Below are 24,747 nucleotides of genomic sequence, written 5' to 3'. Positions count from 1 at the left end.
TATGGGTCAGTCCCGAGGGGCCAGCTCCGCTGCGCTGCGTGGCCGGTCTCGACGCCTCCTCGTGGTCGTCGCCGCCGCGGTCCTCGCCCTGCTGGCGGCATGCGGCGGACCGCAGGAGACGGTCCCGCCGATCACGGTCGACCGCACCGCCGACGCGGGGTCGCAGCCCCTCGCGGGCGCCGAGCCGCTCCCGGCGCCGCTGCCCGGCCTCCCCGCGGCCGTCGCCCCCGCCGTCCCGAAGCTCCTCGCCCCGCTCTCGGCGATCGGCAACCGGACCGGCCCCCGAGTGTGCGAGAAGTTCGGCTCCGTGCCGGTCGCGGGCGGCCGGTTCGAGGTGCAGAACGACGCCTGGGGCGCCGAGACCCCGCAGTGCACCACCGCCTTCGACACCGGGTTCGCCGTGCAGGCGAACCACGACAAGGACTCGGGCCCGGCCGCCTACCCGAGCATCGTCTGGGGCTGCAACCACGGCACGTGCACCCGGGGCACGCCGTTCCCGCGGCCGCTGTCCGACCTCGGCGACGTCCGGTCCAGCTGGGCGGTGACCGTGCCGGACTCGGGCCGCTACAACGCCTCCTACGACATCTGGCTCGACCCGACCCCGCGCCGCGACGGCGACAACACCGGCGCCGAGCTGATGATCTGGACCGTCCGTGCCGGCGGGATCGACCCGATCGGCTCGAAGCGCGGCTCCGTCAACCTCGGCGGCGCCGCCTGGGACGTGTTCACCGGCGACAACAACGGTGTCCCGGTCATCTCCTACGTCCGCCAGCAGTCGGTCCGTCAGGTGCTCGACCTCCCGATCACCGACTTCGTCCGCGACGCCCAGCGGCAGGGCGTCGTGCAGCCCTCCTGGTACCTGACGAACCTCCAGGCGGGCTTCGAACCGTGGGTGGGTGGCTCCGGCCTGTCCACCGACGCCTTCAACGCCACGCGCAACGGGGTCTGAACGTCACCCGAGTGGGTGTGAAGGCTTCCGCCGTCCGCCCGAACGGCTGACGCCGCCTGGCGCAGCCGACTGCGCCGAACGTACGTTTCTCCGCGCTGAACGGTCCAACGGGGAGGACGGCGCGGATGAACGGTCGGTCATCGACGGCGAGCGAGACGCCGCAGGAGTCCCGACGGCGGGTCGGGCGGCACCGGCGGTCCGGTGCGGCGCGGCGGGCCGGGGCGTGGACGGTGACCGGTCCCCGGCACGAACGGCGCGGCGGTCTCCGCGCGGACGCCGCGCGCATGGTCGGCGGCGGACTGGCCCTCGTCGCGCTGGCGGTGCTGACCGGCGTGCCGCACGGGGCGTCCGCGACGACCGCCGTGCCGGTGCCGGTCGCGGTGGCCACCACGGAGACTCCGGGTGCCGACGCCCCGTCGACGAGCACCCTGGCGCCCGCGAGCCCGACGGAGAGCACGGGCCTCCCGGAGACCGGCGACGTCCCGGGGGACCTGCCGGAGACGACCGACGCCCCGGAGGCCACCGACGCGCCGGAGACGCCGGAGACCGTGGGCACGGACGCCCCGGAGACCACGACCGACGCCCCCGAGGCCACGACCGCGTCCGCAGGTCGCGCGGAGAAGAAGGTCTGCGAGAAGTTCGGGTCGACCCCGGTCGCGGGCGGACGCTACGAGGTGCAGAACTCGCTCTGGGGCGCGAGCACCTCCCAGTGCATCGTCGCGTACGACGGCCCGTCGGCCGGCCCGACGGGCGCGAGCGCGGCCTTCCGCGTCGAGGCGAAGCACCGCAACAACAGCGGCCCGGCGTCCTACCCGTCCATCGTCTTCGGTTGCAACTACGGCAACTGCACCAAGGGCACGCCGTTCCCGCGGCCGATCTCCGACCTGGGTGACCTGCGGTCGTCCTGGTCGGTGAAGACGCCGTCCTCCGGGGACTACAACGTCGCCTACGACATCTGGCTCGACCCGACCGCCCGCAAGACCGGGCGCCCGACGGGGCTGGAGCTGATGATCTGGCTCAAGCACACCGACCGCGTGCAGCCGATCGGCAAGAAGGTCGGGACCGCGACCCTCGACGGCGTCGGCTACGACGTGTGGCTCGGCAAGGCGGACCTGCCGACCATCTCCTACGTCCGACAGCAGCAGACCACCGAGGTCAAGGACCTGAACATCACCGGCTTCGTCACCGACGCCCAGAAGCGCGGGCAGGCGAAGGACGGCTGGTACCTCACCAGCGTGCAGGCCGGGTTCGAGCCGTGGATCGGGGGCGACGGGCTGGAGACGACGTCCTACTCGGTCACCCGCAACGGCCAGTAGGACCTCAGGCCCCGGGCCCGTCCTCGACGTCCTCGTCGGGCTCGGGCTCGGGGTCGGGCTCGAGGTCGTGGTCCACCGTGTGCAGCAGCGAGGCCTGGGCGAAGGCCTCCATCCGGCGTCGGTCGCGCTTGGTCGGGCGGCCGGCGCCGCGCTCGCGCGCCGCCACCCGGACCACGGTCTCCTTGGGCGGCGGAGGCGGCGTGTGGTCGACGTAGCAGGTGACCGCCACCGGGGCGCCGACCCGCTTCTCGATGACGGTGCCGACCTCGACGATGCGCGGGATGTCGTAGAGCCGCGTGCGCACCGTGTCGCCGGCCCGCACCGGCGTCGACGGCTTCGCGGGCTTGTCGTTGACCCGCACGTGACCGCCGCGGCACGCGGTCGCCGCGTCCGCCCGCGTCTTGCTCAGCCGCACCGCCCAGAGCCAGCGGTCCACGCGTGTCGTCCCGTCCATACCGCCCCCATTCTGGCGCACGGCGCGCTCCCGGGGAGCGCGTATCCGCCGCGTGACGACGGTCGGCGACCACGGGTCGCTCCCGATCGCCCTTCCGGACGAGCACGCGTACGGTCGGTTCCACTCGTGTCACCGGGGGAGGGAGCGCGGGTGCCGCAGGACCGCGGGGTGGCCTCGATCGAGGAGGCCGCCCTCCTCGACCTGCTGGCCGAGCGCGCCGTGGTCCCGGTCTTCCAGCCCATCGCCGACGCCGCGACCGGCACGGTCGTGGGCGTCGAGGCCCTGGCGCGCGGACCCGTCGGCGGGCCGCTCGAGCGCCCGGACCGCATGTTCGCCGCCGCCCGCCGCAGCGGCCGCCTCGCCGAACTCGACGACCTCTGCCGCTCGCGCGCCGTGGAGGTGGCCGCGGACGCGGGCCTCACCGGGCCGCTGGGCCTGTTCGTCAACATCGAGCCGCCGGCGGCGCCGGTCGACCTCACCCCCGGTCCCGCGACCGCCGCCCTGCTCGCCCGCGGGGTCCGCATCGTCGTGGAGCTGACCGAGCGGGACCTCGCGGCGGATCCCGCCCGCCTGCTCGCGTTCGCCGAGCAGGCGCGGGCGCACGGGCTGCGGATCGCCCTCGACGACGTCGGCGCCGCTCCCGCGTCCCTCGCCCTCATGCCCTTCCTCCGGCCCGAGATCGTGAAGCTGGACCTCTCGCTGGTGCAGGGCCGGGACCCGCGGCGGGTCGCGGAGATCATGTCGGCGGTCGCCGCCTACGCCGAGCAGAGCGAGGCGGTGGTCCTGGCCGAGGGGGTCGAGACCCCCGAGCACCTCGTGACCGCCCGCGGGCTCGGGGCGACGCTCGTGCAGGGGTGGCACGTCGGGCTGCCGGCGGCCGCGGACCACCTCGCCGGGCTGGCCGCGCCGTTCTGCCCGCCGGTCCTGCGCCGCCCGGTCGTCGAGGCGGTGGCGCGGAGCCCGTTCGCGACGGTGGCCCGCGTGCGCACTCCGCGCCGGGCCTCCAAGGCCCTGCTGGTGGCGGTGAGCCGCCACCTCGAGCGGCAGGCCGCGGCCCAGGGCGAGCTCGCCGTCGTGCTGGCGGCGTACGAGGACGCCGTGAACCTGACCCCCGCGTCCCGGCGGCGCTACCGGACCCTGGCCGGGACCGCCGCCTTCGTCGGCGTGCTCGGCCGCGGGATCGGCGACGAGCCGGAGCCCGCGGTACGCGGCGCCGACCTGCTGCCCGACGACCCGGTGCACGGCGAGTGGGACGTCGTCGTGGTCGGACCGCACTTCGCGGCGGCCCTCGTGGCCAAGGACCTCGAGCCGGACGCCGACCCGGGCGACCCGACGCGGGAGTTCGACCACGTCCTCACGCACGACCGTGCGCTGGTCCTCGAGGTCGCCCGGTCGCTGATGGCCCGCGTCGTCCCCCGTCCGGCCGCAGATGCGTCCGGAGGGTCGTCGTCCTCGCCCGTCCGGGTCGGTTCCGGGGTGCGTCCCTAGCTCCATCGGAGGATGGCGGTACGGTCCGGGCACGCAGTGCACGCACGAGGTCCCGGAGGGGTGAGACGTGGCCGACATCTGGCGCATCAGTGGCGCCCGGGCCGCCGTCGAGGCCGGGGACGAGCTCACCGGGGCCATGGAGGCCCTGACCACCGCGTTCCAGCCGATCGTCGACCTCGCGACCGGCGGGGTCATCGCGCACGAGGCCCTGACCCGCGGCCCGGCCGGGTCGCTCGAGCGTCCCGAACAGCTCTTCGAGCGGGCCCGCAGCGAGAACCGGCTCGCCCAGCTCGACGAGCTCTGCCGCATCCGCGCGCTCGAGGCCACGCTGGCCGCCGGCGACGACGGGCCGAGCACGCTGTTCCTGAACGTGGAGCCCGACGGGATCCCGATCGGCCCGCCGCCCGCGGTGGCACGGGAGTTCGCGGCCCGCGGCGGCCGGCTCGTCATGGAGTTCACCGAGCGCGCGCTCACCGCCGACCCGGCGCGGGTCCAGTGGTTCGCCACCCGGCTGCGCCACGTCGGGGTCGCGGTGGCGCTGGACGACGTCGGGAGCCACCCGAGCTCCCTGGCGCTGATGCCGTTCCTGCGCCCGGAGGTCGTCAAGCTCGACCAGGCGCTGATCCAGGACCCGCACGACGACGCCGCCGCCCGCATCGCCACCGCGGTCTTCGCCTACGCGGAGCAGAACGACGCGATCGTCCTCGCCGAGGGGATCGAGACCGCCGAGCACGAGCGCACCGCCCGCGCGCTCGGCGCCACCCTCGGCCAGGGCTGGTACTACGGCCGGCCGGGCCTGCTCGGGCCGGACCCGCGGCGCATCCCGCCGGTGAGCGTCCCGCTCGCCCGGGCGCCGGAGGGACCCACGCGCCGGAGCCCCTTCGCGACGGTCTCCCGCAGCCGGCCGATGCGCCACGGTGGTCTCGCCGAGGTCTCCCTCGCCGCCGAGCTGCTCGAGCGCCGCGCCCTGACCGCCGAAGGTCCGACCGTCACCCTGGCCACCGTCGGACCGCGCGGCGTGCCGGACGGGGCCCGCGCCGCCCGCTACGTGCGGGCGGCCGCCGAGACCAGCCTCGTCGCCCTGCTCGGCGCCGGGACCGAGCCGCTGCCGGGTGTGCGCGGCGCCGACCTCGGCGAGGGCGACCCGCTGCGGGCCGAGTGGGACGTCATCGTCGTCGGTCCGCACGTGGCCGCGGCGCTCGTCGCCCGCGAGTTCCTCGGCGGCGAGTACCAGTACGCCGTGGTCTACGAGCGGGACCTCGTGCTCGAGCTCGCCCGGTCGCTGATGAGTCGCACGGTGCCGGCCCCGGGCGCGACGATGCCGGGCGTCTGAGCGCCCGACCCGTCGTCCGGAGGACCTACCAGCCGCGCTCGCGCCACTCCGGCAGCTGCGGGCGCTCGGCGCCGAGCGTCGTGTCGTCCCCGTGGCCGGGATACACCCAGGTGTCGTCGTCGAGGCGGTCGAACACCCTGCGCTCGAGGTCGTTCATCAGCGCGTTGTGGTGGTCGACCGTCGCGGTCTTGCCGTGCCCGCCGGGGAACAGCGAGTCGCCGGTGAACAGGTGCGCCGAGCCGTTCGGGTCGCGGTAGAGCAGGGCGATGGAGCCCGGGGTGTGCCCGTCGAGGTGGATGACCTCGACGAACGACTCCCCGAAGCGGACCTCGTCGTCGTCGCCGACGGTGTGGTCGGGGGTGACCGGGAGCTCCGGGGCGTCCAGCTCGTGGGCGTAGGTCTCGGGCGTGAGCGCCTGCGTCATCGCCTCCAGCGCCTGGACGTGGTCCCAGTGCTGGTGGGTCGTGATGATCGTCTTCGTGTTCCCGCGCTCGGCGACCGTGTCGACCGTGTCGAGCAGCCGCTCGGCCTCGTTCGCGGCGTCGATGAGCAGCGTCGAGCCGGTGGCCCGGTCGACCAGCAGGTAGGCGTTGTTGTCCATCGGACCGACGGAGACCTTGGTGATCGTCACCGCGTCGAGGTCGCGCCGGGCGGCCGGGCCCTCCGGGTCGACGTGGCCGGTGTACTCGTCGAGAAGCTCCACGCCGGACAGTCTGCCCGCTCACCCCGACGGTCACGCCTCGCCCGGGTCGGGCGGCGACCCCTGCGCGCCGGTCACCCGGGAGGCGTACCCGCTCGTCCGTTCACCGCACGTGGCCCCTCCCGGCGACGGGGTGTGTCCGCGCCCGCCGTCGTGGAGCGGCCGCTGACCGCCCGGATCCGGGCCCGGCGGGCGAGGTGGACAACGGCTCCTACAGTGGAGGAGAACCCCCGCCGAGTCGCGGCCGCACGATGTTGTCGGTGCCCGGGGGTATGACAGGCGAGCACCAGTCTGTCCGAACCGCCTGGGGAGCTGATCCGTGGCCGACCGCCTCGTCGTCAAGGGCGCCCGTGAGCACAACCTCACGGGCGTCGACATCGACCTGCCGCGCGACAGCCTCGTCGTGTTCACCGGGCTCTCCGGCTCCGGGAAGTCGAGCCTCGCGTTCGACACGATCTTCGCCGAGGGCCAGCGGCGCTACGTCGAGTCGCTCTCGGCCTACGCGCGCCAGTTCCTCGGGCAGATGGACAAGCCCGACGTCGACTTCATCGAGGGGCTCTCGCCCGCGGTGTCGATCGACCAGAAGTCCACCAGCCGCAACCCGCGGTCGACCGTCGGCACGATCACCGAGGTGTACGACTACCTGCGCCTGCTCTACGCCCGCGCGGGCACGCCGCACTGCCCCACCTGCGGCGAGGTCATCTCCAAGCAGACCCCGCAGCAGATCGTCGACCAGGTGCTCGCGATGGAGTCCGGGCGCCGGTTCCAGGTCCTCGCGCCGGTGATCCGCGGGCGCAAGGGGGAGTACGTCGACCTGTTCGCGCAGCTGCAGGGGCAGGGCTACTCGCGCGTGCTGGTCGACGGCACCGTCTACCCGCTGGCCGAGCCGCCGACGTTGAAGAAGCAGGAGAAGCACGACATCGCGGTGGTGGTCGACCGGCTCTCGGTCAAGGCCAGTGCCAAGCAGCGCCTGACCGACTCGGTGGAGACCGCCCTGCGGCTCGCCGAGGGCATCCTCGTGCTCGAGTTCGTCGACCTCGACGAGGACGACCCGGAGCGCGAGCGCCGCTTCTCCGAGAAGATGGCCTGCCCGAACGGCCACCAGCTCGCGGTGGACGACCTCGAGCCGCGCGCCTTCTCCTTCAACTCGCCCTACGGCGCGTGCCCGGCCTGCAGCGGCCTCGGCACGAAGATGGAGGTCGACCCGGAGCTCCTCGTCCCCGACGACGAGCTCTCCCTGGCCGACGGCGCCATCGCGCCCTGGAACATGGGCCAGACCGCCGACTACTTCCAGCGCCTGCTCACGGCGCTCTCCGAGTCCGTCGGCTTCCGCATGGACACGCCGTGGCGCAAGCTGCCGGCGGCCGTGAAGAAGGCGGTGCTGCACGGGTCGAACGACCAGGTGCACGTCCGGTACCGCAACCGCTACGGGCGCGAGCGCTCGTACTACGCCGCCTTCGAGGGCGTGGTGCCGTTCCTCGAGCGGCGGCTCGACCAGGCGGAGTCCGACAGCGCCCGCGAGCGCTACGAGGGCTACATGCGTGAGGTCCCGTGCCCCACGTGCACCGGCACGCGGCTCAAGCCCGAGATCCTCGCCGTGACGTTGCGCCACGAGAGCCTCGGCGACATGTCGATCGCCGAGGTGTGTGCGCTCTCGGTGGCGGATGCGGCGTCCTTCATGAACGGGCTCGTCCTCGGCCCGCGCGAGCAGGTGATCGCCGGCGCCGTGCTCAAGGAGATCGGTGCGCGGCTGGGCTTCCTGCTCGACGTCGGGCTGGACTACCTCTCGCTGTCCCGCGCGGCCGGCACGCTCTCCGGCGGTGAGGCGCAGCGCATCCGCCTGGCCACGCAGATCGGGTCGGGTCTGGTCGGCGTGCTCTACGTGCTCGACGAGCCGTCGATCGGGCTGCACCAGCGCGACAACCGCCGGCTGATCGACACGCTCACGCGACTGCGCGACCTCGGCAACACCCTCATCGTCGTCGAGCACGACGAGGACACGGTGCGGGCCAGCGACTGGGTGGTCGACATCGGCCCGGGCGCGGGGGAGCACGGCGGCCAGGTGGTGCACTCCGGGTCGGTGCAGGAGCTGCTGGCCAACACCGGCTCGATGACGGGTGACTACCTGTCCGGGCGCCGCTCGATCCCGGTGCCCGACATCCGCCGGCCGCGGGACCGCAAGCGCCAGATCGCGGTGGTCGGGGCCCGCGAGCACAACCTGCACGACGTCGACGTCTCGTTCCCGCTCGGTTGCCTCGTGTCGATCACGGGGGTGTCGGGGTCGGGGAAGTCGACGCTGGTCAACGACATCCTGGCCACCGTGCTGGCGAACAAGCTGAACGGCGCCCGGCAGGTGCCCGGCCGGCACACGCGCGTGACCGGTCTCGAGCACCTCGACAAGCTCGTCCGCGTCGACCAGTCGCCGATCGGCCGCACCCCGCGGTCCAACCCGGCGACCTACACCGGCGTGTGGGACCACATGCGCAAGCTGTTCGCCTCGACGAACGAGGCGAAGGTGCGCGGGTACGGCCCCGGCCGGTTCTCGTTCAACGTCAAGGGCGGACGCTGCGAGGCGTGCGCGGGCGACGGCACGATCAAGATCGAGATGAACTTCCTGCCGGACGTGTACGTGCCGTGCGAGGTGTGCAAGGGCGCCCGGTACAACCGCGAGACGCTCGAGGTGCACTACAAGGGCAAGACGGTCGCCGAGGTCCTCGACATGCCGATCGAGGAGGCCGCGGAGTTCTTCGAGCCGATCACCGCGATCCACCGGCACCTGAAGACGCTCACCGAGGTCGGGCTCGGCTACGTCCGGCTCGGGCAGCCGGCGCCGACGCTCTCCGGTGGGGAGGCCCAGCGCGTGAAGCTGGCCTCCGAGCTCCAGAAGCGCTCGATGGGCCGGACGATCTACATCCTCGACGAGCCGACCACCGGCCTGCACTTCGAGGACATCCGCAAGCTGCTCGGCGTCATCAACGGGCTGGTCGACAAGGGCAACACCGTGCTGGTGATCGAGCACAACCTCGACGTCATCAAGGTGTCCGACTGGGTCGTCGACATGGGCCCCGAGGGTGGCAACGGCGGCGGCACGGTCGTCGCCGAGGGCACGCCCGAGCAGATCGCGGCGGTGCCCGAGAGCTACACAGGCCAGTTCCTCGCCGAGCTGGTCACCCCGGAGCACGCCCCGGCCAAGCGCACGCGCGCCAAGGCGGGCTGACCCCGCCACCCCCTCCGCCACGCCGTGGGAGCCCGACACGCGGCCGGTGGTAGAGTCTTCGTCAAGCGACCAGCTCGACGAGCACAGCCGTGCCCGCCGAGCGGCAAGTGGAGCCCGTCTCCCACCCGCGCCGCCCCCGGTGGCCGGGTCCCGGTCTCAGCCGTTCCGCGAGGGACGGCCGAAACAAGACCCGTCGCCGGGAGAGATCCCGGGGACGAGTCCGATCGGTACGAGTCAGGGCCCCCGCCACGAGCACGACGGCGCGGGGCCCGACGTCGTGGGGGAACAAGGACACCTCTCGCCGGGTTGCGGCCGTAACACTGTCGAACCCGAGGAGAACTCATCAGCGCAGAGACGCGCATCAACGAGCGCATCCGCGTGCCGGAGGTCCGTCTGGTCGGTCCGAACGGCGAGCAGGTGGGGATCGTCCGCATCGAGGACGCCCTGCGGCTGGCCCGGGAGGCCGACCTCGACCTCGTCGAGGTCGCGGCCCAGGCGCGCCCGCCGGTCTGCAAGCTCATGGACTTCGGAAAGTTCAAGTACGAGAGCGCGCAGAAGGCCCGCGAGTCGCGTCGCAACCAGCAGCAGACCGTGATCAAGGAGCAGAAGCTCCGGCCGAAGATCGACCCGCACGACTACGAGACGAAGAAGGGTCACGTCACCCGCTTCCTCGGTCAGGGTCACAAGGTCAAGGTCACGATCATGTTCCGTGGTCGCGAGCAGTCCCGGCCCGAGCTGGGCTTCCGGCTGCTCCAGCGGCTCGCCGAGGACGTCGGTGACCTCGCCTTCGTCGAGGCTTCACCGAAGCAGGACGGCCGCAACATGACCATGGTGCTCGCGCCGAACAAGAAGATCGCGAAGACGCCGAAGCAGCAGGCTGCGGCCCAGGCGGAGAACGAGGCCGCCGCGGAGCCCACGCCGACCTCCTGACGTCGCGGAGGCGGGCCGTACCGTCCGGTACGGCCCGCACCGCGGGCGCAGGAGCCGCCCCCGCCCGGGTCGGACGACGACACCGGGACGGCAGGACGACCAGGACGAGGACGGATGAAGAACAAGACCCACTCCGGGACCAAGAAGCGCATCAAGGTGTCGGGCTCCGGCAAGCTGCTGCGCGAGAAGGCCGGCAAGCGCCACCTGCTGGAGAAGAAGTCCAGCGAGCACACCCGTCGGCTCTCGGGTCAGACGGAGGTCGCCAAGTCCGACGACCGCCGCATCCGCAAGATGCTCGGTATCTGAGCAACCCCTCTGACCACCCGGTCGCCGTGACGCCCCGGTGACCGTCCCCGACCCGATCGAAGGCAGGACGACGTGGCACGCGTCAAGCGCGCAGTCAACGCCCAGAAGAAGCGCCGTACCGTTCTCGCGGACGCCAGCGGCTACCGCGGGCAGCGCTCCCGGCTCTACCGCAAGGCCAAGGAGCAGCAGCTCCACTCGCTGACCTACGCCTACCGCGACCGCAAGCAGCGCAAGGGCGACTTCCGGCAGCTCTGGATCACCCGCATCAACGCGGCGGCCCGGGCCAACGACATGACCTACAACCGGTTCATGCAGGGCCTCAAGCTCGCCGGCATCGAGGCGGACCGCAAGGTCCTCGCCGAGATCGCCGTCTCCGACCCGGCCGCGTTCGCGTCGCTGGTCGAGACCGCCAAGGCCGCCGTCGCCGACGTGCCCAAGGGCGCGGAGTCGACCTCGGACGAGGCCGCCGCCTGAGCGAGCTCCTCACCGAGCGCACCCCGCGCGTCGCGGCAGCCCGCAAGCTGCTGCGGCGCGCGGCGCGCGAGGACACCGGCCGCTTCCTCCTCGAGGGGGTCCGGCCGGCGCACGACGCGGTGACCCGGGCGGAGACCGACCCGGGCGCCGTGACCGACCTCTTCGTCACCGAGCCGGTCGCCGACCGCGAGCGCGACCTGTTGATCCGGGCCCGCGAGGCCGGGGTCCGCACCGCGCTCGTCACGGAGAAGGCGATCGCCGGCCTCACCGACACGGTGCACCCGCAGGGCCTCGTGCTCGTGTGCCGCCAGCCCGACGCCGAGCTGCCCCCGGCGCCGCGTCTCGTCGCGGTCCTGGTGGACGTCGCCGACCCGGGCAACGCCGGCACGGTCATCCGCACGGCCGACGCCGCCGGCGCCGACGCGGTCCTCCTCCTGGGCGACTCCGTCGACCCGTACAACCCGAAGTGCGTCCGCGCGAGCATGGGCAGCCTCTTCCACCTCCCGGTCCTCCGCGAACGCGATCCCGACGCCGGGTTCTCCCGCCTCCGCGCCGCCGGGCTCGGCCTCGTCGTCGCCGACGGCGGTGGGGAGACCGTGCTGGGGCCCGGCACCGACGACCTCCTCGCCGCCCCGACGGCGTGGATCCTCGGCAGCGAGGCCCACGGGGTCCCCGCCGAGGTCGCGGCGCAGGCCGACCACCGGGTCCGCGTGCCGATCCGCGGCCGCGCCGAGAGCCTGAACCTCGCGACGGCGGCCGCGGTCTGCCTGTACGCCTCGGTGCGGGCCCAGTCGGCGTGGGCCCGGGAGACGCAGGCTGCGACCCCGGTCGAGGGCCCTCGATAGACTCGACCCCCACCGAGCCACCCCGAGAGCAGGAGCGTCCGCCGAGCATGTCCGGCACCAACGACTCGTTCGACCCGAAGCAGGTCTCCGCGCTGGCCGCCGAGTCGCTCGAGGCCGCGCGCGACGAGGCGACCAGTGCCTTCGCGGGCGCCACCACGCTCGACGCGCTCACCGCGCTGAAGCCCGCGCACCTGGGCGACCGCTCGCCGGTGCTGCTGGCCCGCCGTGAGATCGGGGCCCTGCCGCCGCAGGCGAAGGCCGACGCCGGCAAGCGCGTCAACGAGGCCCGCCTCGCGGTGCAGAGCGCCTACGACGAGCGGCACGCCGTCCTGCTCGCCGAGCGCGACGACCGGGTGCTGGGCGAGGAGGCCGTCGACGTCACCCTGCCGACGACCCGCCACGCCCGCGGCAGCCGGCACCCGCTCACCCAGACCTCCGAGCGGATCGCCGACGTCTTCGTGGCGATGGGCTGGGAGGTCGCCGAGGGACCCGAGGTCGAGTCGGAGTGGTTCAACTTCGACGCGCTGAACTTCCTGCCCGACCACCCGGCGCGCACGATGCAGGACACCTTCCACGTCCAGCCGCCCGAGGCGAAGCAGGTGCTGCGCACCCACACCTCGCCCGTGCAGATCCGCACCCTGCTCGAGCGGGACCTGCCGGTGTACGTGGTGTGCCCGGGCCGCACGTTCCGCACCGACGAGCTCGACGCGACCCACACCCCGGTCTTCCACCAGATCGAGGGCCTCGCCGTCGACAAGGGCCTGACCATGGCCCACCTCAAGGGCACCCTCGACGCGTTCGCCCGCGCCATGTTCGGGCCGGACTCCCGCATCCGGATGCGTCCGTCCTACTTCCCGTTCACCGAGCCCTCGGCCGAGCCCGACGTCTGGTTCCCGCAGAAGAAGGGCGGCGCCGGATGGGTCGAGTGGGGCGGCTGCGGCATGGTCGACCCCAACGTCCTCGAGGCCTGCGGCGTCGACCCGGACGTCTACTCCGGCTTCGCGTTCGGCATGGGCCTCGAGCGCACGCTGATGTTCCGCAACGGACTGCCCGACATGCGCGACATGGTGGAGGGCGACGTCCGCTTCACCAGCGCGTTCACCGTCGAGCCCTGATCCGTCCCGCCAGACACCGGAAGGTCTGATTCTCCCGTGCGCGCCCCCGTCTCGTGGCTCACCGAGCACGTCGGTCTGTCCGGGCACCCCTCGGCCGAGGACCTCGCGGAGGCGCTGATCCGCGTCGGGTTCGAGGTCGAGGACGTCGAGCAGCTCGAGGCGGTGCCCGGCCCGCTCGTCGTCGGGAAGGTCCTCGAGATCGAGGAGCTCACCGAGTTCAAGAAGCCGATCCGGTTCTGCCGGGTCGACGTCGGGACGCGCGGGAGAGACCCGGAGCAGCCGCAGGGCATCGTCTGCGGCGCCACCAACTTCGCCGTCGGCGACCTCGTCGTCGCGGCCCTGCCCGGCACGACGCTGCCCGGCGACTTCGCGATCGCCGCGCGGAAGACCTACGGGCGGGTCTCCGACGGGATGCTCTGTGCCCTCGACGAGCTCGGCCTCGGCGACGACCACGCGGGCATCCTCGTGCTCCCGCCGGACACCGCCGAGCCGGGCACCGACGCCGCGCCGCTGCTCGGCCTGGCGGACGGCTCCGCCGAGGCCGTGCTCGACGTCGCGGTGAACCCCGACCGCGGGTACGCGCTCTCGATCCGTGGGATGGGCCGCGAGCTCGCCAACGCCTACGACGCCCCCTTCGGTGACCCGGCGGCCATCGACCAGGGCGTCCCGACGTCGGGGGAGGCCGGCTACCCGGTCACGGTCGAGCCGGCCTCGGGCTGCCGCCGGTTCGTCGCCCGCCGTGTCACCGGGCTCGACCCCACCGCGCCGTCGCCGTGGTGGATGACCCGACGGCTGCTGCTCGCAGGCATCCGCCCGATCTCGCTCGCGGTCGACGTGACCAACTACGTGATGCTCGAGCTCGGCCAGCCGATGCACGCCTACGACGCCGCGCGGATCCGCGGCGACGTCGTGGTGCGCCGGGCGCGCGCCGACGAGAAGCTCACCACCCTCGACGACGTCAGCCGCGCGCTCGACCCCGACGACGTCGTGGTGTGCGACGCGTCCGGGCCGATCGGCCTCGCGGGCGTGATGGGCGGGGCGTCCACCGAGGTCACCCCGTCGACCACCGACGTGCTGCTCGAGGCGGCGACCTGGGACCCCGCGTCGGTGGCGCGCGCCGCGCGGCGGCACAAGCTGCCCAGCGAGGCGGCCCGCCGGTTCGAGCGGGCGGTCGACCCGGCCGTGGCGCGCGCCGCGACCGACCGGGCCGCGGCCCTGCTCGCGCACCACGGGGGCGCCACCGTCGACGGGGGCGTCACCGACGTCGGCCCGTTCGCGGAGGGCACCGAGGAGCCGACCCCGACGATCACGATGCCGCTCGACCTGCCCGACCGCGTCGCCGGTGTCACCTACCCGCGGGGCGCGAGCGTGCGACGCCTCGTGCAGGTGGGCTGCGCCGTCGAGGTCGGCGGCGACGGGGTCTCGGTCGTCCCGCCGACCTGGCGCCCCGACCTGACCCGCCCGGCCGACCTCGTCGAGGAGGTCCTGCGCCTCGAGGGCTACGACGTGATCCCGTCGGTGCTGCCGGAGTTCGCGGGCGGCACCGGGCTGACGATGGCGCAGCGCCGCCGGCGCCAGGTCTCGCACGCGCTCGCCGACGCCGGGTACCAGGAGGTGCTGCCCTCCCCGTTCATGGCGCCGACCGTGCTCGACGCCTTCGGGCTCGACGCCGACGACCCGCGCCGCACGGCGGTCCGGCTCGCGAACCCGCTGGACGCGGACCGCTCGCTCATGGCGACGACCCTCCTGCCGGGGCTGCTCGACGCCGTCGTCCGGAACGTCTCGCGCGGCCTGCGCGACCTCGCCCTCTTCCACGTGGGCCAGGTGGCGCGCCCCGACGGGACGCCCGCCGCGGCACCCGTCGTCGGGACCGCGGGTCGACCGACCGACGCGGAGATCGCGGCCCTGCTCGAGGCCCTGCCGGCGCAGCCCCTGCGGGTCGGGGCCGTGCTCACCGGCGCGTGGGAGCCCAAGGGCTGGTGGGGCGAGGGACGGCCCGCGACGTGGGCGGACGCGATCGACGCCGCCCGCACCGTCGCCGCGGTCTACGGCGCGACCCCGTCGGTGTCGAACGACCGGCACGCCCCCTGGCACCCGGGGCGGTGTGCGGCCCTGCACGTCGACGGCGTCCTCGTCGGGCACGCCGGCGAGCTGCACCCGAAGGTCCTCGAGACCCTCGGTCTGCCGCCGCGCACGTGCGCGATGGAGCTCGAGCTCGACCGCCTGCCGGTGCACGAGGTGCTCGCGCGCCCCGAGGTGTCGGCCTTCCCGCCGGTGCTGCTCGACGTCGCGCTGGTGGCGCCGGTGGACGTGCCGACCGCCGCGATCGGTGCGGCGCTCGTCGAGGGCGGCGGGGAGCTGATCGAGGACGTGCGGCTCTTCGACGTCTACTCCGGTGCCCAGGTGGGGGAGGGCCGGCGCTCGCTCGCGTTCGCGCTGCGCCTGCGCGCCCCCGACCGGACGCTCACCCTCGAGGAGGCGGGCGCGGCCCGCGACGCGGCGATCGCGCTGGCCGGCGAACGCCACGGGGCCACGCTCCGGGCCTGACCACCCCGCGTGAGGGGAACCTTCGTGCCATCAGAGCGCTCGAGGGTTCCCCTCACGCCGGACGGGATCGGACGGCACCCAGCGCGCCGTCCACCAGCCACGACAGCCCGGCCGCGTACGTCGCGCGCAGGGTGTCCGCCGGCAGCGGGGCGCCGTCGGCGGCCACCCCCAGGGCGGCGTTGCCGATCGCGTGCACGACGAGCACCCGGATCGCGGTGTCCTGGGCGGCCGGGTCGTCCACCCCCGCGGCGGCCAGACAGGCGCGCATGGTCTCGCCGAGCCGCGTCGCGTTCGGGCCGCGCGATCCCTGCCGGGCGACGAAGTGCGGCACCAGCCGCGGGTGGTCGAGCAGCAGGTCGTGCGTGGCGGTCATGAGCGACACGAGCCCGGCGCGCGGATCGCGGTTCGCCGGGGAGGGCAGTGCCCCGAGCAGGTCGTCGAGCACGGCGTCCAGCAGTCCGTCGCGGCCGTCGACGTGGCTGTAGAGCGCGTTGGGGGCGACCCCCAGCCGCCCGGCCACGGCCCGCATGGAGAACGATGCGCCCTCGTCGAGGACCGCGCGGGCGGCGGTCACGACGGCGGGTCGGCTCAGTCCGGCCCGTTGTCCGGGGGTCCTCATGCTTCCCAACTGTACAGCGTCCAGCTACCATTGGACTATGTACAGTACCTCCGCCGCGGGCGTCCCGTACGTGCTCGAGCCCCCCTCGACCGGGGCCGCCGACGCCCCGCTCGTGATCGCCTGGCACCTCATGGACGCCCCGCGGACCGAGCGGGCCTTCGCCGCGGCGCTGCCGCTCGCCGGGCTCGACGTGTGGAAGCTCTATCCCGGCCTGCCGCTCAGCGGCGAACGCTCCCCGGGCGGCGAGGAGGTCATGCGGCTCGGCTTCGAGGAGCCGGTGCTCAACCTGCACGGCCGCATCAACGCCGAGGCGGTGGCCGAGCTCCCCGCGCTGCTCGACGAGGTCCGGGGCCGGCACGGCATCGCCGACGGTCCCGTCGCCGTGGTCGGCGGTTCGGCGGGCGCGGGTGTCGCGGGAGGAGCCGTCGTCGGGAAGGTCGTGGCAGCGCGTGCGGCCGTGCTGATCAGCCCGCTGGTCCAGCTGCGGCCGGTGGTCGACCTGCTGGCGCGGCAGTTCGGGATGGATTACCGCTGGACGCCGGAGTCCGAGGCCGTGGCCGACCGGATGGACCTGGTGTGGCGCTCGCACGAGTTCGGCACCACGTCGGTGCGGTGCATCGTCGGCGGGGACGACGACCTCGACGCGTTCCTCTACCCTGCCGGTCGCCTCCGCGACATGCTCCGCGAACAGGGCGCCCGGGCCGAGCTGCGGGTCGTCAACGACATGGGACACGCGCTGGCCGAGGAGCCGGGCGTCGAGCCCGCGCCGCAGACCGACGCCGCGCGCCAGGTCGACGCGATGACCGTGGAGTTCCTCGCTCAGGAGCTGGAGTTGGCCTGACCCAGCGCCTTCGTGAGGTCGGCGAGCAGCTGCGGCACGTCGTCGCGCGGTACCACGGCCTGCACGATGGCCGTCGTCGTCGGGTCCTCCCGGGCGACGCGCAGGGCGGCCCGCAGCTCGCCCACGGTCCCCGCCCGGCAGGCCGTCGCGCCGCCGCCGGGGGCGAACATGGCCGGGGCGGCCGTCCAGTCCCAGCGGGTGATGTCGTTGTAGGGCTCGGTCGGCCCGTGGATCGCCCGCTCGACGGTGTAGCCGTCGTTGTCGACGACCACGATCACGGGTGCGAGCCCCTCGCGGACGATCGTGCCGAGCTCGGCCACCGTCAGCTGGGCCGCACCGTCGCCGATGAGCAGGACCCCACGCGAGTCCGGCTGCGCGAGGCAGGCCCCGAGCGTCGCGGGCAGCGTGTAGCCGATCGAGGCCCACAGCGGCTGACCGAGGAAGTCCACGCCGCGCGGCAGCCGGTGGGTGGACGCTCCGTAGAACGACGTCCCCTGGTCGGCGAGCACCAGGTCCCCCTCCTGCAGGAACCCCGCGATCTCCGCCCACAGCACGTCCTGGGAGAGCGGCTCGTCGGCGTCCACCGCGGGCAGCGTCGGCGCCGCTCCCGGCCGGGGCGCCATCGCTCCGCCCTGCGCCGCGAGGTCGCGCACCAGCGGCACGAGGGCGGCGAGGGCGGTCGGCAGCTCGATCGGCGCGAAGGTCGCGGCCCCGACGCTCGCCGTCCGCGCCCCGAGCTCGATCGTCCGCGACCGCGTGATCCGTTGGGTGAAGAACCCGCTGGTCAGGTCGGTGAAGTAGACGCCCGCGACGATGAGCGCGGCGGCGTCCTCCACCGCCGTCCGGACCTCCTCGGCGCTCGCGGCGCCGGCGTAGGTGCCCACGAAGTGGTCGACGCTCTCGTCGACCAGGCTCTTCGACCAGACGTCGGTGGCGTGGGGGAGCGGTCCGGCGTCGAGCAGCTCGCGCAGCACCTCGCGGCCGCCGACGCGATGGGTGAGCAGCCCTGCGAGCACCCCGACACGGTCCACCGAGCCGGCCTTCTCCAGCAGGGCCCGCGCGCTCTCGACGAAGCCCTCGAGGGCCTCGGGGTCGGTGTGGTCCACCGGCGCGGGGAGCGTTCCCGACGGCGGGTCGACGGCGGCGGCGGACACGTCGGTCGGGATGAGGAGGTAGCCGGGGAGGTGCCGGTCGCGCACCTCGACGAGGACGCGGTCGATCTCCGCCCGCGCCGTGTCGACGGTGAGGGCCGCGCGGGCGCAGGTGATGCCCTCGTGCATCGTCATGAAGTGGGTGAAGACGCCGTCACCGAGCGAGTGGTGCACCATCCGGTGGGCCGACTGGTGGTCGGTCGAGGGCGCCCCGACGACGTGCACCACCGGCACGTGCTCGGCGAAGCTCCCCGCCACCGCGTTGATCGCCGACAGCTCGCCGACCCCGAACGCCGTGGCGAGCGCCGCCATCCCGCGCAGCCGCCCGTACCCGTCGGCGGCGTACCCGGCGTCGAGCTCGTTGGCGCACCCGACCCACTGCAGCCGCTCGTGACCGACGACGTGGTCGAGCATCGCCAGGTTGTAGTCCCCGGGCACCCCGAAGACGTGCTCGACCCCGACCTCCGCGAGGCGGTCGGCCAGGTAGTCGGCGACGCAGTAGGTCATGGCCGGTGATGCTGCCAGGATCCGGGCCGTGGAGAACACGCTCGGGCGGCAGCGGCTGGCCGCACTGCGCCTCGTGGGGGAACGGTGTCCGTCACCTGGCGCCGCGGCGGCGTGGCTCGGGTGCGCGCAGGGCCAGGACCTGCCCGGTGTGCTGCAGTCGATCGCGCTGCGGACCGACGCCGGCGACGTCGACGCGGTGCGACGGGCGTTCGACGACGGGTCGATCGTCCGCTCGTGGCCGATGCGCGGGACGTTGCACGTGGTGGCGGCCGAGGACCTGGCCTGGATGCTGCCGCTGGGGACGCCCCGGCCGCTCGCCGCCGCGGCCCAGCGCCGGGCGGGTCTCGGGCTGGCCGAGGAGACCCTCGACCGGGCCGGGGAGGTCGCGGTCGAGGTGCTGCGCGGCGGCGGACGTCGGACCCGCGCCGAGATGAGCGAGTGCTGGGCCGAGGCCGGGCTGGACCTCACCTCGTCCCGCGCCTACCACGCGCTGAGCGTGCTCTGCCAGCGTGGACTGCTCGTCCAGGGTCCGTTCGCCTCGCCGCCGGAGACGGAGCGCAGCGGAGCTCGACCATCCACCAGGGAGCAGGCGTTCGTCCTGCTCGACGAATGGGTGCCGGAGCCGCGGCGGCTCGGGCGCGACGAGGCCCTGGTCGAGTGGGCGCGCCGGTTCTTCCGCTCGCACGGCCCGGCCGGCCGCAGGGACTTCGCCCGCTGGACCGGGCTGCCCGCCGCCGACGTCACCACCGCGATCGAGGGCGCCCGACCGGACCTGGCCGAGACCGACGGCCTGCTCCACGACCCGGAGACCCCGGACCGGCTGGCCGCCGCCGACATGCCCGACGAGCTCCTGCTGCCCGGCTTCGACGAGTTCGTCCTCGGCTACGCCGACCGCACCCAGGTCCTCGACGCCGAGCACGCCGACCGCATCTGCCCCGGCAACAACGGCGTCTTCCGGCCGACCGTCGTGCGCGACGGCCGGGTGGTGGGCACGTGGGCGTGGAAGGGCACCGGCCGCAACCGCCGGGTGGAGCGCGAGCTGTTCTGACCCGTGACAGCAAAGCCCTATCGGCGTGCTCCCCTCGACTGCCGGCAGGTCCAGTGACAGGAAATCCACTCCGTGGAGGAGCAGACTCCCCGACCATGACGACGGGCTCGACGTTGCGCTCCCCGATCTCCATCGACCTCCCCGTGGTCCCGGTCGGGGCCCTCCTCGACGGGGCCGCCCGGCGCTTCGGCGACCGCGCCGCGCTGGTCCACCACGACGAGTCGCTGAGCTTCCGCGAGCTGTGGTCCGAGGCGTGCGCCGTCGCCCACGCCCTGATCGGGCGCGGCATCCGCCCGGGTGACGTGGTGGGGCTGCACCTGCCGAACTGCCTGGTCTGGCCGGTCGCGTACCACGGGATCCTGCTGGCCGGGGCCACCGTCGCGCTGGCGAGCCCGGCCCTGCCGCCGGAGCTCCTGCGCGCCCAGCTCGAGGACGCCGGGGCGACCGCGGTGATCAGTCGCGACACCACGCTCCCCGGCGTCATCGGGACCGACGGACGCCGGCTCGACCTGCCCACCAGCCCCACCGACGCCCCGCCCGACGTCGAGCTCGACCCCACGGTCGCCCTGGCCCACCTCGCGTACACCGGCGGCACGACCGGCCGGTCCAAGGGCGTGGAGCTCACCCACGCCAACGTCGTGGCCAACGTCCTGCAGTACACGGCCTCCGGCTCGGGGTCGGTCCCGGTCCCCGACGTGCGGGGCGGGATCACCGTCGAGCAGACCTCGCCGCCCGAGGAGCACCCCGTCCGCCTCGGGGAGGGCGTGTCGATCGCCGTCGCGCCGTGGTTCCACGCCATGGGGTGCAACGGCCTGACCATCGGGTTCGTCGCCGGGGCCACCGCCGTCGTCCAGGACCGCTTCGACCCGGCCGCCTACCTCGCCGACGTCGAACGCCACCGCGCGACCACCCTGTCCGGGGCGCCCGCGATGTACCACGCGCTGCTCGCCCACCCCGACGCCCGGAGCCGCGACCTGTCCAGCGTCCGCTCCGTGACCTCCGGCGCCAGCCCCATGGCCGTCGCGCAGGCCGAACGGATCGCCGCGCTCATGCCGGACGCCATCGTCCTCGAGGGCTACGGGCTCACCGAAGCGACCATGGCGCTCTGCACCTCGCCCTCGGCCCGCTCGGCGCACCGGCGGATCGGCACCGTGGGCGTCCCGATCGCGGACACCGAGCTCACGCTGCTCGAGGTCGGCTCCGGACGGCCGGGGGACGAGCCGGTCGCGGTGGGGGAGCGGGGCGAGATCTGGGCGCGGGGCCCCCAGGTGATGCGCTGCTACCACGAGCGGCCCGACGAGACCGCCGACGCGCTCGTCGACGGCTGGCTGCGCACGGGCGACATCGGCATCGTCGACGACCACGGCCTCGTGTCGGTGGTGGACCGCGTCAAGGACATGCTGCTGTTCAAGGGCTACAACGTGTACCCGCGCGAGCTCGAGGAGCTCCTCGTCGCCCGCCCGGAGGTCCTGACGGCGGCGGTGGTCGGTCTGCCCGACGAGGCGGTGGGGGAGTCCCCGACGGCGGCGGTGGTCCTGTCCCCGGGCTCGGACCCGGCGGTCGTGGCGGAGGTGGCCACGGCGATCAACGGGGCCGTCCGGCCGTACGAGCGACTCCGGCGGATCTTCGTGGTGGACGCGCTGCCGACGTCGGCGGCGGGCAAGGTCCTCAAGCGGGATCTCCGTGACGCGCTGCTCGGCGCGACCGACGGTCCGGCCTGGTCCGACGGCGGTTCCTGAGAGCAGTCGGTCGCGTTCGCGGCAGGACGTTGGTCCACGCGGAGCAATCCGGCGCCCTTGAGCGCGGGGCGGGCGGCGTCGGGCGGTGTCGTCCGCCGGCGCTCTCAGGTCCGCGCTGCGCGAGCGTCCGTGTGCCTAGCGTGAGCACCCGTCCACCGGCTCCCCCCGGGTCCGCCCGGTCGGTGGACGTCCGCCGTCGTCCTGCCCCCGACAGGAGCCCACGCGATGTCGCAGTACCCGGGCACGCCCGACGTGCCCACCCAGTGGTCCCCGACCGGCCGCCGTCCCCGTGCGGCGACCCGGACGCTCGCGGTGCTCGGCGTGCTCGCCGGTCCCGCGGCCGTGCTCGCGCTGTGGGCCGCCGGGCTCCTCGGGTGGTGGCTCGCCGCCGCCCTCGCCGTCGCCGCCGTCGCCGGGGGCGCGGCCCTCGCGGGTGGCACGGTCCTGCGCGGACCGGGCGCCCTGTCCGGCACCATCCCGGACACCGGCGACTTCGTGCCCGGGGCCCGGGTCCTGGTGGTCGGCGGCGGCTACGTCGGGCTGGTCGCCGCCCGCGCCCTGCAGGCCCGCCTCGGCCGGTCCGGCGACGGCCGCCACCGCGGCCGGCGCAGCGGGGCCCGCGACCGGGCGTCGACGCCGGTCGGCTCGGTCACCGTGGTCGACCCGCAGCCGCACATGACCTACCAGCCGTTCCTGCCCGAGGCGGCGGGCGGCTCGATCGCGCCCCGGCACCTCACCGTGTCGCTGCGCCGGGTCCTCGACCGCTGCGACGTCGTCACCGGCGCCGTCGTCGCGATCGACGACGCCCGCCGTCGTGCCGTCGTGTCCCTGCCGGACGGGCTGTCGAAGGAGATTCCCTACGACGTCCTCGTCCTCGCCCCCGGCGCGGTGGCGCGCGAGCTCCCCGTGCCCGGCCTGGCCGAGTGCGCGATGACCTTCCGCAGCGTGTCCGACGCGGCCGCGCTGCGCGACCACGTGCTGTCCCGGCTCGACGCCGCCGCCTCCGTCGTCCCCACCACCGCCGAGGAGGTCGCCCGCCGCGCGCGGCTGCTGACCTTCGTCGTCGTCGGGGGCGGCTTCGCGGGCGTCGAGGCCCTCGGCGAGCTCGAGGACCTCGCCCGCCGCGCCGGACGCCAGGTGGGCGTCGACCGCGACGAGATGCGCTGGGTGCTGGTCGAGGCCGCGAGGCGGATCATGCCCGAGGTGACCGAGCCGACCGCCGCGCGCGTGCACGGCAGGCTCGCCCGCCGCGGGGTGGAGGTCCGGGTGGGCGCGGGCCTGGTGTCCGCCGAGGACGGCGTGATCCGGCTCGCGGACGGCACCGTGGTGCCGACGGACACGGTCGTCGTGGCGGCCGGGACCCGGCCGCACCCGCTGCTCGAGCGCACCGACCTGCCGCTGGAACGCACCGGCAAGGTGCGCTGCACGGCGATGCTGCAGGTCATCGGCCGGAACCACGTGTTCGCCGCCGGGGACGGCGCGGCGGTGCCCGACCTCGCCCGCGGGGCCCTGCTCGCCGACGAGAACCCGCAGCAGCTCACCGCGCCGACCGCCCAGCACGCGGTGCGGCAGGCGCGGGTCCTCGCGGGCAACGTCGTCGCCCACCTGGGCGGTCGCCCGCTGCAGCCCTACCAGCACGCGTCGGCCGGTGTCGTCGCCGGACTCGGCCGCCGCCGCGGCGTCGCCGAGATCCGCGGGGTGCGCCTCATGGGGTGGCCGGCCTACGCGCTGCACCGTGCCTATCACCTCTGGGCCATGCCGACCGCGGAGCGCAAGGCGCGCATCGTCCTGGACTGGGTCGCCGCCGCCGTGCTCGGCCGGGACCCGGTGGCGACGGGCGCGGTCGCCCCCTCGCCGCGCCGCGGCGACGGGGACCCGGACGTCGCCCCGGCTCCGACGACCGGGGCGATCCCGACGGCGGGTCCGGTCCGGGCCGTCGACCCGGCCGTCGTCGACGGCCCCACCCTGCGCGAACCGCATCCCTCGGCCGCCGTTCCCGTCCGGGTGGGTGCCGAGGACCGGATGCGGGCACCCGCCACCGGCGACCAGCCCGCCCTGACCTGGCTGAGCACCGGGCGGCACGGGTTCCGCTGATCCGTTGCATGGAATTCCGTGATCGTGCATAGTCATACGTATGCGGATCGCGGTGGCCGGAGCCAGCGGCTACGTCGGAGGTGAGCTCCTGCGGCTCGCGCTGGGCCATCCCGAGGTGGAGGTCGGCGCGCTGACCGCGGGGGACTCCGCGGGCAGTCTGCTCGGGGCCCACCAGCCCCACCTCACCCCCCTGGCCGATCGCCCGATCGTCGCCACCACGGTCGACGCCCTCGCGGGGCACGACGTGGTGTTCCTGGCCCTGCCGCACGGTCGGTCGGCCGAGCTCGCCGCCCGGCTCCCGGACGACGTCCTGGTGGTCGACTGCGGGGCCGACCACCGGTTGCGCGACGCGGCCGCCTGGGCCCGCTGGTACGGCGGGGACCACGCCGGTCACTGGCCCTACGGGCTGCCCGAGCTCCCCGGCGCCCGCGACGAGCTGCGGGGCAGCCGCCGGGTCGCCGTGCCGGGCTGCTATCCCACCACGGCCACGCTCGCCGCCCTGCCCGCCGTGGCCGGTGGGATCGTGGCCCCCGAGATCAGCGTCGTCGCGTTCTCCGGCACCTCCGGGGCGGGCCGTGCGGCGAAGGCGCACCTGCTCGGGTCGGAGGTGATGGGCTCGGCCGCGGCCTACGGCGTCGGCGGCGCCCATCGGCACACGCCCGAGATCGTCCAGAACCTGTCGGGGCTGGGGGCGGGGGCGGTCCGGGTCTCCTTCACCCCCGTGCTCGCCCCGATGCCGCGCGGCATCCTCGCCGTGGTCAGCGCCCCGCTCGCCGACCCCGCGATCGACGCGGCGGAGGCCCGGCGGGTGTACGCCAAGGCCTACGAGACCGAGCCGTTCGTCCACCTGCTCCCCGAGGGCGTCCAGCCCGCCACGAAGAGCGTCCTGGGGTCGAACGCGGTGCAGATCCAGGTCGAGGTCGACGCCGATGCGGGCCGCCTCGTCGCCACCGCGGTGATCGACAACCTCACGAAGGGCACCGCGGGCGGGGCGTTCCAGTCCGTGAACGTCGCCGTGGGCCTCGAGGAGACCCTGGGTCTGCCCGTCGCGGGGCTGGCCCCGTGACCGTCCCC

At 74.5% G+C, this 24,747-nt stretch carries 20 protein-coding genes; 16 read left to right on the top strand and 4 right to left on the bottom strand.

Annotated features, from left to right (window positions below; genetic code table 11):
- The first annotated feature begins 1 nt into the window (after position 1).
- Positions 2 to 949, top strand: coding sequence for a GH12 family glycosyl hydrolase domain-containing protein (locus BJ983_RS09415; RefSeq protein ID WP_179793562.1), 948 nt, complete (start codon positions 2 to 4; stop codon positions 947 to 949).
- A gap of 125 nt (positions 950 to 1,074) precedes the next feature.
- On the top strand, positions 1,075 to 2,265 hold the full coding sequence (locus tag BJ983_RS30675; protein WP_246325559.1) for a GH12 family glycosyl hydrolase domain-containing protein: 1,191 nt from the start codon (positions 1,075 to 1,077) through the stop codon (positions 2,263 to 2,265).
- A 4-nt stretch (positions 2,266 to 2,269) separates the two neighbouring features.
- Here the strand turns inward: BJ983_RS30675 and BJ983_RS09405 are convergent, their stop codons facing one another.
- Positions 2,270 to 2,719: an RNA-binding S4 domain-containing protein gene (locus tag BJ983_RS09405; protein WP_179793561.1), complete on the bottom strand. Its 450-nt coding sequence runs from the start codon at positions 2,717 to 2,719 to the stop codon at positions 2,270 to 2,272.
- 150 nt (positions 2,720 to 2,869) lie between these two features.
- On the opposite strand from BJ983_RS09405, the gene BJ983_RS09400 reads away from it, so the two are divergent.
- On the top strand, positions 2,870 to 4,207 hold the full coding sequence (locus tag BJ983_RS09400) for an EAL domain-containing protein (protein ID WP_179793560.1): 1,338 nt from the start codon (positions 2,870 to 2,872) through the stop codon (positions 4,205 to 4,207).
- A gap of 67 nt (positions 4,208 to 4,274) precedes the next feature.
- Positions 4,275 to 5,540, top strand: coding sequence for an EAL domain-containing protein (locus BJ983_RS09395; RefSeq protein ID WP_179793559.1), 1,266 nt, complete (start codon positions 4,275 to 4,277; stop codon positions 5,538 to 5,540).
- 25 nt (positions 5,541 to 5,565) lie between these two features.
- Here the strand turns inward: BJ983_RS09395 and BJ983_RS09390 are convergent, their stop codons facing one another.
- Positions 5,566 to 6,243, bottom strand: a complete 678-nt coding sequence (locus tag BJ983_RS09390) for an MBL fold metallo-hydrolase (RefSeq protein ID WP_179793558.1) — start codon at positions 6,241 to 6,243, stop codon at positions 5,566 to 5,568.
- A 316-nt stretch (positions 6,244 to 6,559) separates the two neighbouring features.
- Between BJ983_RS09390 and uvrA the strand changes: the two genes are divergently transcribed.
- The 7 genes from uvrA (at position 6,560) to pheT (ending at position 15,674) form a co-directional block, all read left to right on the top strand.
- Positions 6,560 to 9,457, top strand: a complete 2,898-nt coding sequence (uvrA, locus tag BJ983_RS09385) for an excinuclease ABC subunit UvrA (RefSeq protein ID WP_179793557.1) — start codon at positions 6,560 to 6,562, stop codon at positions 9,455 to 9,457.
- Positions 9,458 to 9,799: 342 nt separating this feature from the next.
- Entirely contained in the window at positions 9,800 to 10,387 is a 588-nt protein-coding gene (gene infC / locus BJ983_RS09380; protein WP_179797576.1) for a translation initiation factor IF-3, read from the top strand.
- A 114-nt stretch (positions 10,388 to 10,501) separates the two neighbouring features.
- Positions 10,502 to 10,693, top strand: a complete 192-nt coding sequence (gene rpmI / locus BJ983_RS09375) for a 50S ribosomal protein L35 (protein ID WP_179793556.1) — start codon at positions 10,502 to 10,504, stop codon at positions 10,691 to 10,693.
- A gap of 72 nt (positions 10,694 to 10,765) precedes the next feature.
- Complete coding sequence (gene rplT, locus BJ983_RS09370; RefSeq protein WP_179793555.1) at positions 10,766 to 11,167, top strand: 50S ribosomal protein L20; 402 nt, start codon at positions 10,766 to 10,768, stop codon at positions 11,165 to 11,167.
- Positions 11,164 to 12,012, top strand: coding sequence for a TrmH family RNA methyltransferase (locus tag BJ983_RS09365; protein ID WP_179797574.1), 849 nt, complete (start codon positions 11,164 to 11,166; stop codon positions 12,010 to 12,012). The genes rplT and BJ983_RS09365 overlap by 4 nt, the downstream gene beginning before the upstream one ends.
- Positions 12,013 to 12,059: 47 nt before the next feature.
- Positions 12,060 to 13,127: a phenylalanine--tRNA ligase subunit alpha gene (pheS, locus tag BJ983_RS09360; RefSeq protein WP_179793554.1), complete on the top strand. Its 1,068-nt coding sequence runs from the start codon at positions 12,060 to 12,062 to the stop codon at positions 13,125 to 13,127.
- 36 nt (positions 13,128 to 13,163) lie between these two features.
- Positions 13,164 to 15,674 (top strand): phenylalanine--tRNA ligase subunit beta, encoded by a 2,511-nt coding sequence (pheT, locus tag BJ983_RS09355; protein WP_179793553.1) that lies wholly within the window; start codon positions 13,164 to 13,166, stop codon positions 15,672 to 15,674.
- Positions 15,675 to 15,726: 52 nt separating this feature from the next.
- Here the strand turns inward: pheT and BJ983_RS09350 are convergent, their stop codons facing one another.
- Positions 15,727 to 16,293, bottom strand: a complete 567-nt coding sequence (locus BJ983_RS09350) for a TetR family transcriptional regulator (RefSeq protein ID WP_179793552.1) — start codon at positions 16,291 to 16,293, stop codon at positions 15,727 to 15,729.
- A 37-nt stretch (positions 16,294 to 16,330) separates the two neighbouring features.
- Here BJ983_RS09350 and BJ983_RS09345 point away from each other — a divergent pair, with 37 nt between their 5' ends.
- Positions 16,331 to 17,134, top strand: coding sequence for an alpha/beta hydrolase (locus BJ983_RS09345; RefSeq protein ID WP_179793551.1), 804 nt, complete (start codon positions 16,331 to 16,333; stop codon positions 17,132 to 17,134).
- On the opposite strand, the gene BJ983_RS09340 is transcribed toward BJ983_RS09345, so the two are convergent.
- Positions 17,113 to 18,792 carry an alpha-keto acid decarboxylase family protein gene (locus BJ983_RS09340; RefSeq protein ID WP_179793550.1) on the bottom strand — a complete coding sequence of 560 codons (1,680 nt, stop codon included), beginning with the start codon at positions 18,790 to 18,792 and terminating at the stop codon, positions 17,113 to 17,115. The genes BJ983_RS09345 and BJ983_RS09340 overlap by 22 nt on opposite strands.
- 28 nt (positions 18,793 to 18,820) lie before the next feature.
- On the opposite strand from BJ983_RS09340, the gene BJ983_RS09335 reads away from it, so the two are divergent.
- The 4 genes from BJ983_RS09335 to argC all read left to right on the top strand — a co-directional run bounded on the left by BJ983_RS09335 (position 18,821) and on the right by argC (position 24,739).
- On the top strand, positions 18,821 to 19,840 hold the full coding sequence (locus BJ983_RS09335; RefSeq protein WP_218890184.1) for a DNA glycosylase AlkZ-like family protein: 1,020 nt from the start codon (positions 18,821 to 18,823) through the stop codon (positions 19,838 to 19,840).
- Positions 19,841 to 19,935: 95 nt separating this feature from the next.
- Positions 19,936 to 21,579 carry a class I adenylate-forming enzyme family protein gene (locus tag BJ983_RS09330; RefSeq protein ID WP_179793548.1) on the top strand — a complete coding sequence of 548 codons (1,644 nt, stop codon included), beginning with the start codon at positions 19,936 to 19,938 and terminating at the stop codon, positions 21,577 to 21,579.
- Positions 21,580 to 21,804: 225 nt separating this feature from the next.
- On the top strand, positions 21,805 to 23,673 hold the full coding sequence (locus tag BJ983_RS09325; protein ID WP_179793547.1) for an NAD(P)/FAD-dependent oxidoreductase: 1,869 nt from the start codon (positions 21,805 to 21,807) through the stop codon (positions 23,671 to 23,673).
- A 34-nt stretch (positions 23,674 to 23,707) separates the two neighbouring features.
- Positions 23,708 to 24,739, top strand: a complete 1,032-nt coding sequence (gene argC / locus BJ983_RS09320) for an N-acetyl-gamma-glutamyl-phosphate reductase (protein ID WP_179797572.1) — start codon at positions 23,708 to 23,710, stop codon at positions 24,737 to 24,739.
- Positions 24,740 to 24,747: the final 8 nt, after the last annotated feature.

This window comes from Actinomycetospora corticicola, from assembly GCF_013409505.1.
GTDB classification, from domain to species: domain Bacteria; phylum Actinomycetota; class Actinomycetes; order Mycobacteriales; family Pseudonocardiaceae; genus Actinomycetospora; species Actinomycetospora corticicola.
Note: the sequence above shows the minus strand (reverse complement) of the source record. Positions and strands in the feature narration are given on the sequence as shown.

Bases quoted from the DNA above. Each gene is read 5' to 3' on its own strand.
- BJ983_RS09415 (WP_179793562.1), top strand. From the start codon at position 2: ATGGGTCAGTCCCGAGGGGCCAGCTCCGCTGCGCTGCGTGGCCGGTCT.
- BJ983_RS30675 (WP_246325559.1), top strand. From the start codon at position 1,075: ATGAACGGTCGGTCATCGACGGCGAGCGAGACGCCGCAGGAGTCCCGA.
- BJ983_RS09405 (WP_179793561.1), bottom strand. From the start codon at position 2,719: ATGGACGGGACGACACGCGTGGACCGCTGGCTCTGGGCGGTGCGGCTG.
- rpmI (WP_179793556.1), top strand. From the start codon at position 10,502: ATGAAGAACAAGACCCACTCCGGGACCAAGAAGCGCATCAAGGTGTCG.
- pheS (WP_179793554.1), top strand. From the start codon at position 12,060: ATGTCCGGCACCAACGACTCGTTCGACCCGAAGCAGGTCTCCGCGCTG.
- BJ983_RS09350 (WP_179793552.1), bottom strand. From the start codon at position 16,293: ATGAGGACCCCCGGACAACGGGCCGGACTGAGCCGACCCGCCGTCGTG.
- BJ983_RS09345 (WP_179793551.1), top strand. From the start codon at position 16,331: ATGTACAGTACCTCCGCCGCGGGCGTCCCGTACGTGCTCGAGCCCCCC.
- BJ983_RS09340 (WP_179793550.1), bottom strand. From the start codon at position 18,792: ATGACCTACTGCGTCGCCGACTACCTGGCCGACCGCCTCGCGGAGGTC.
- BJ983_RS09330 (WP_179793548.1), top strand. From the start codon at position 19,936: ATGACGACGGGCTCGACGTTGCGCTCCCCGATCTCCATCGACCTCCCC.
- BJ983_RS09325 (WP_179793547.1), top strand. From the start codon at position 21,805: ATGTCGCAGTACCCGGGCACGCCCGACGTGCCCACCCAGTGGTCCCCG.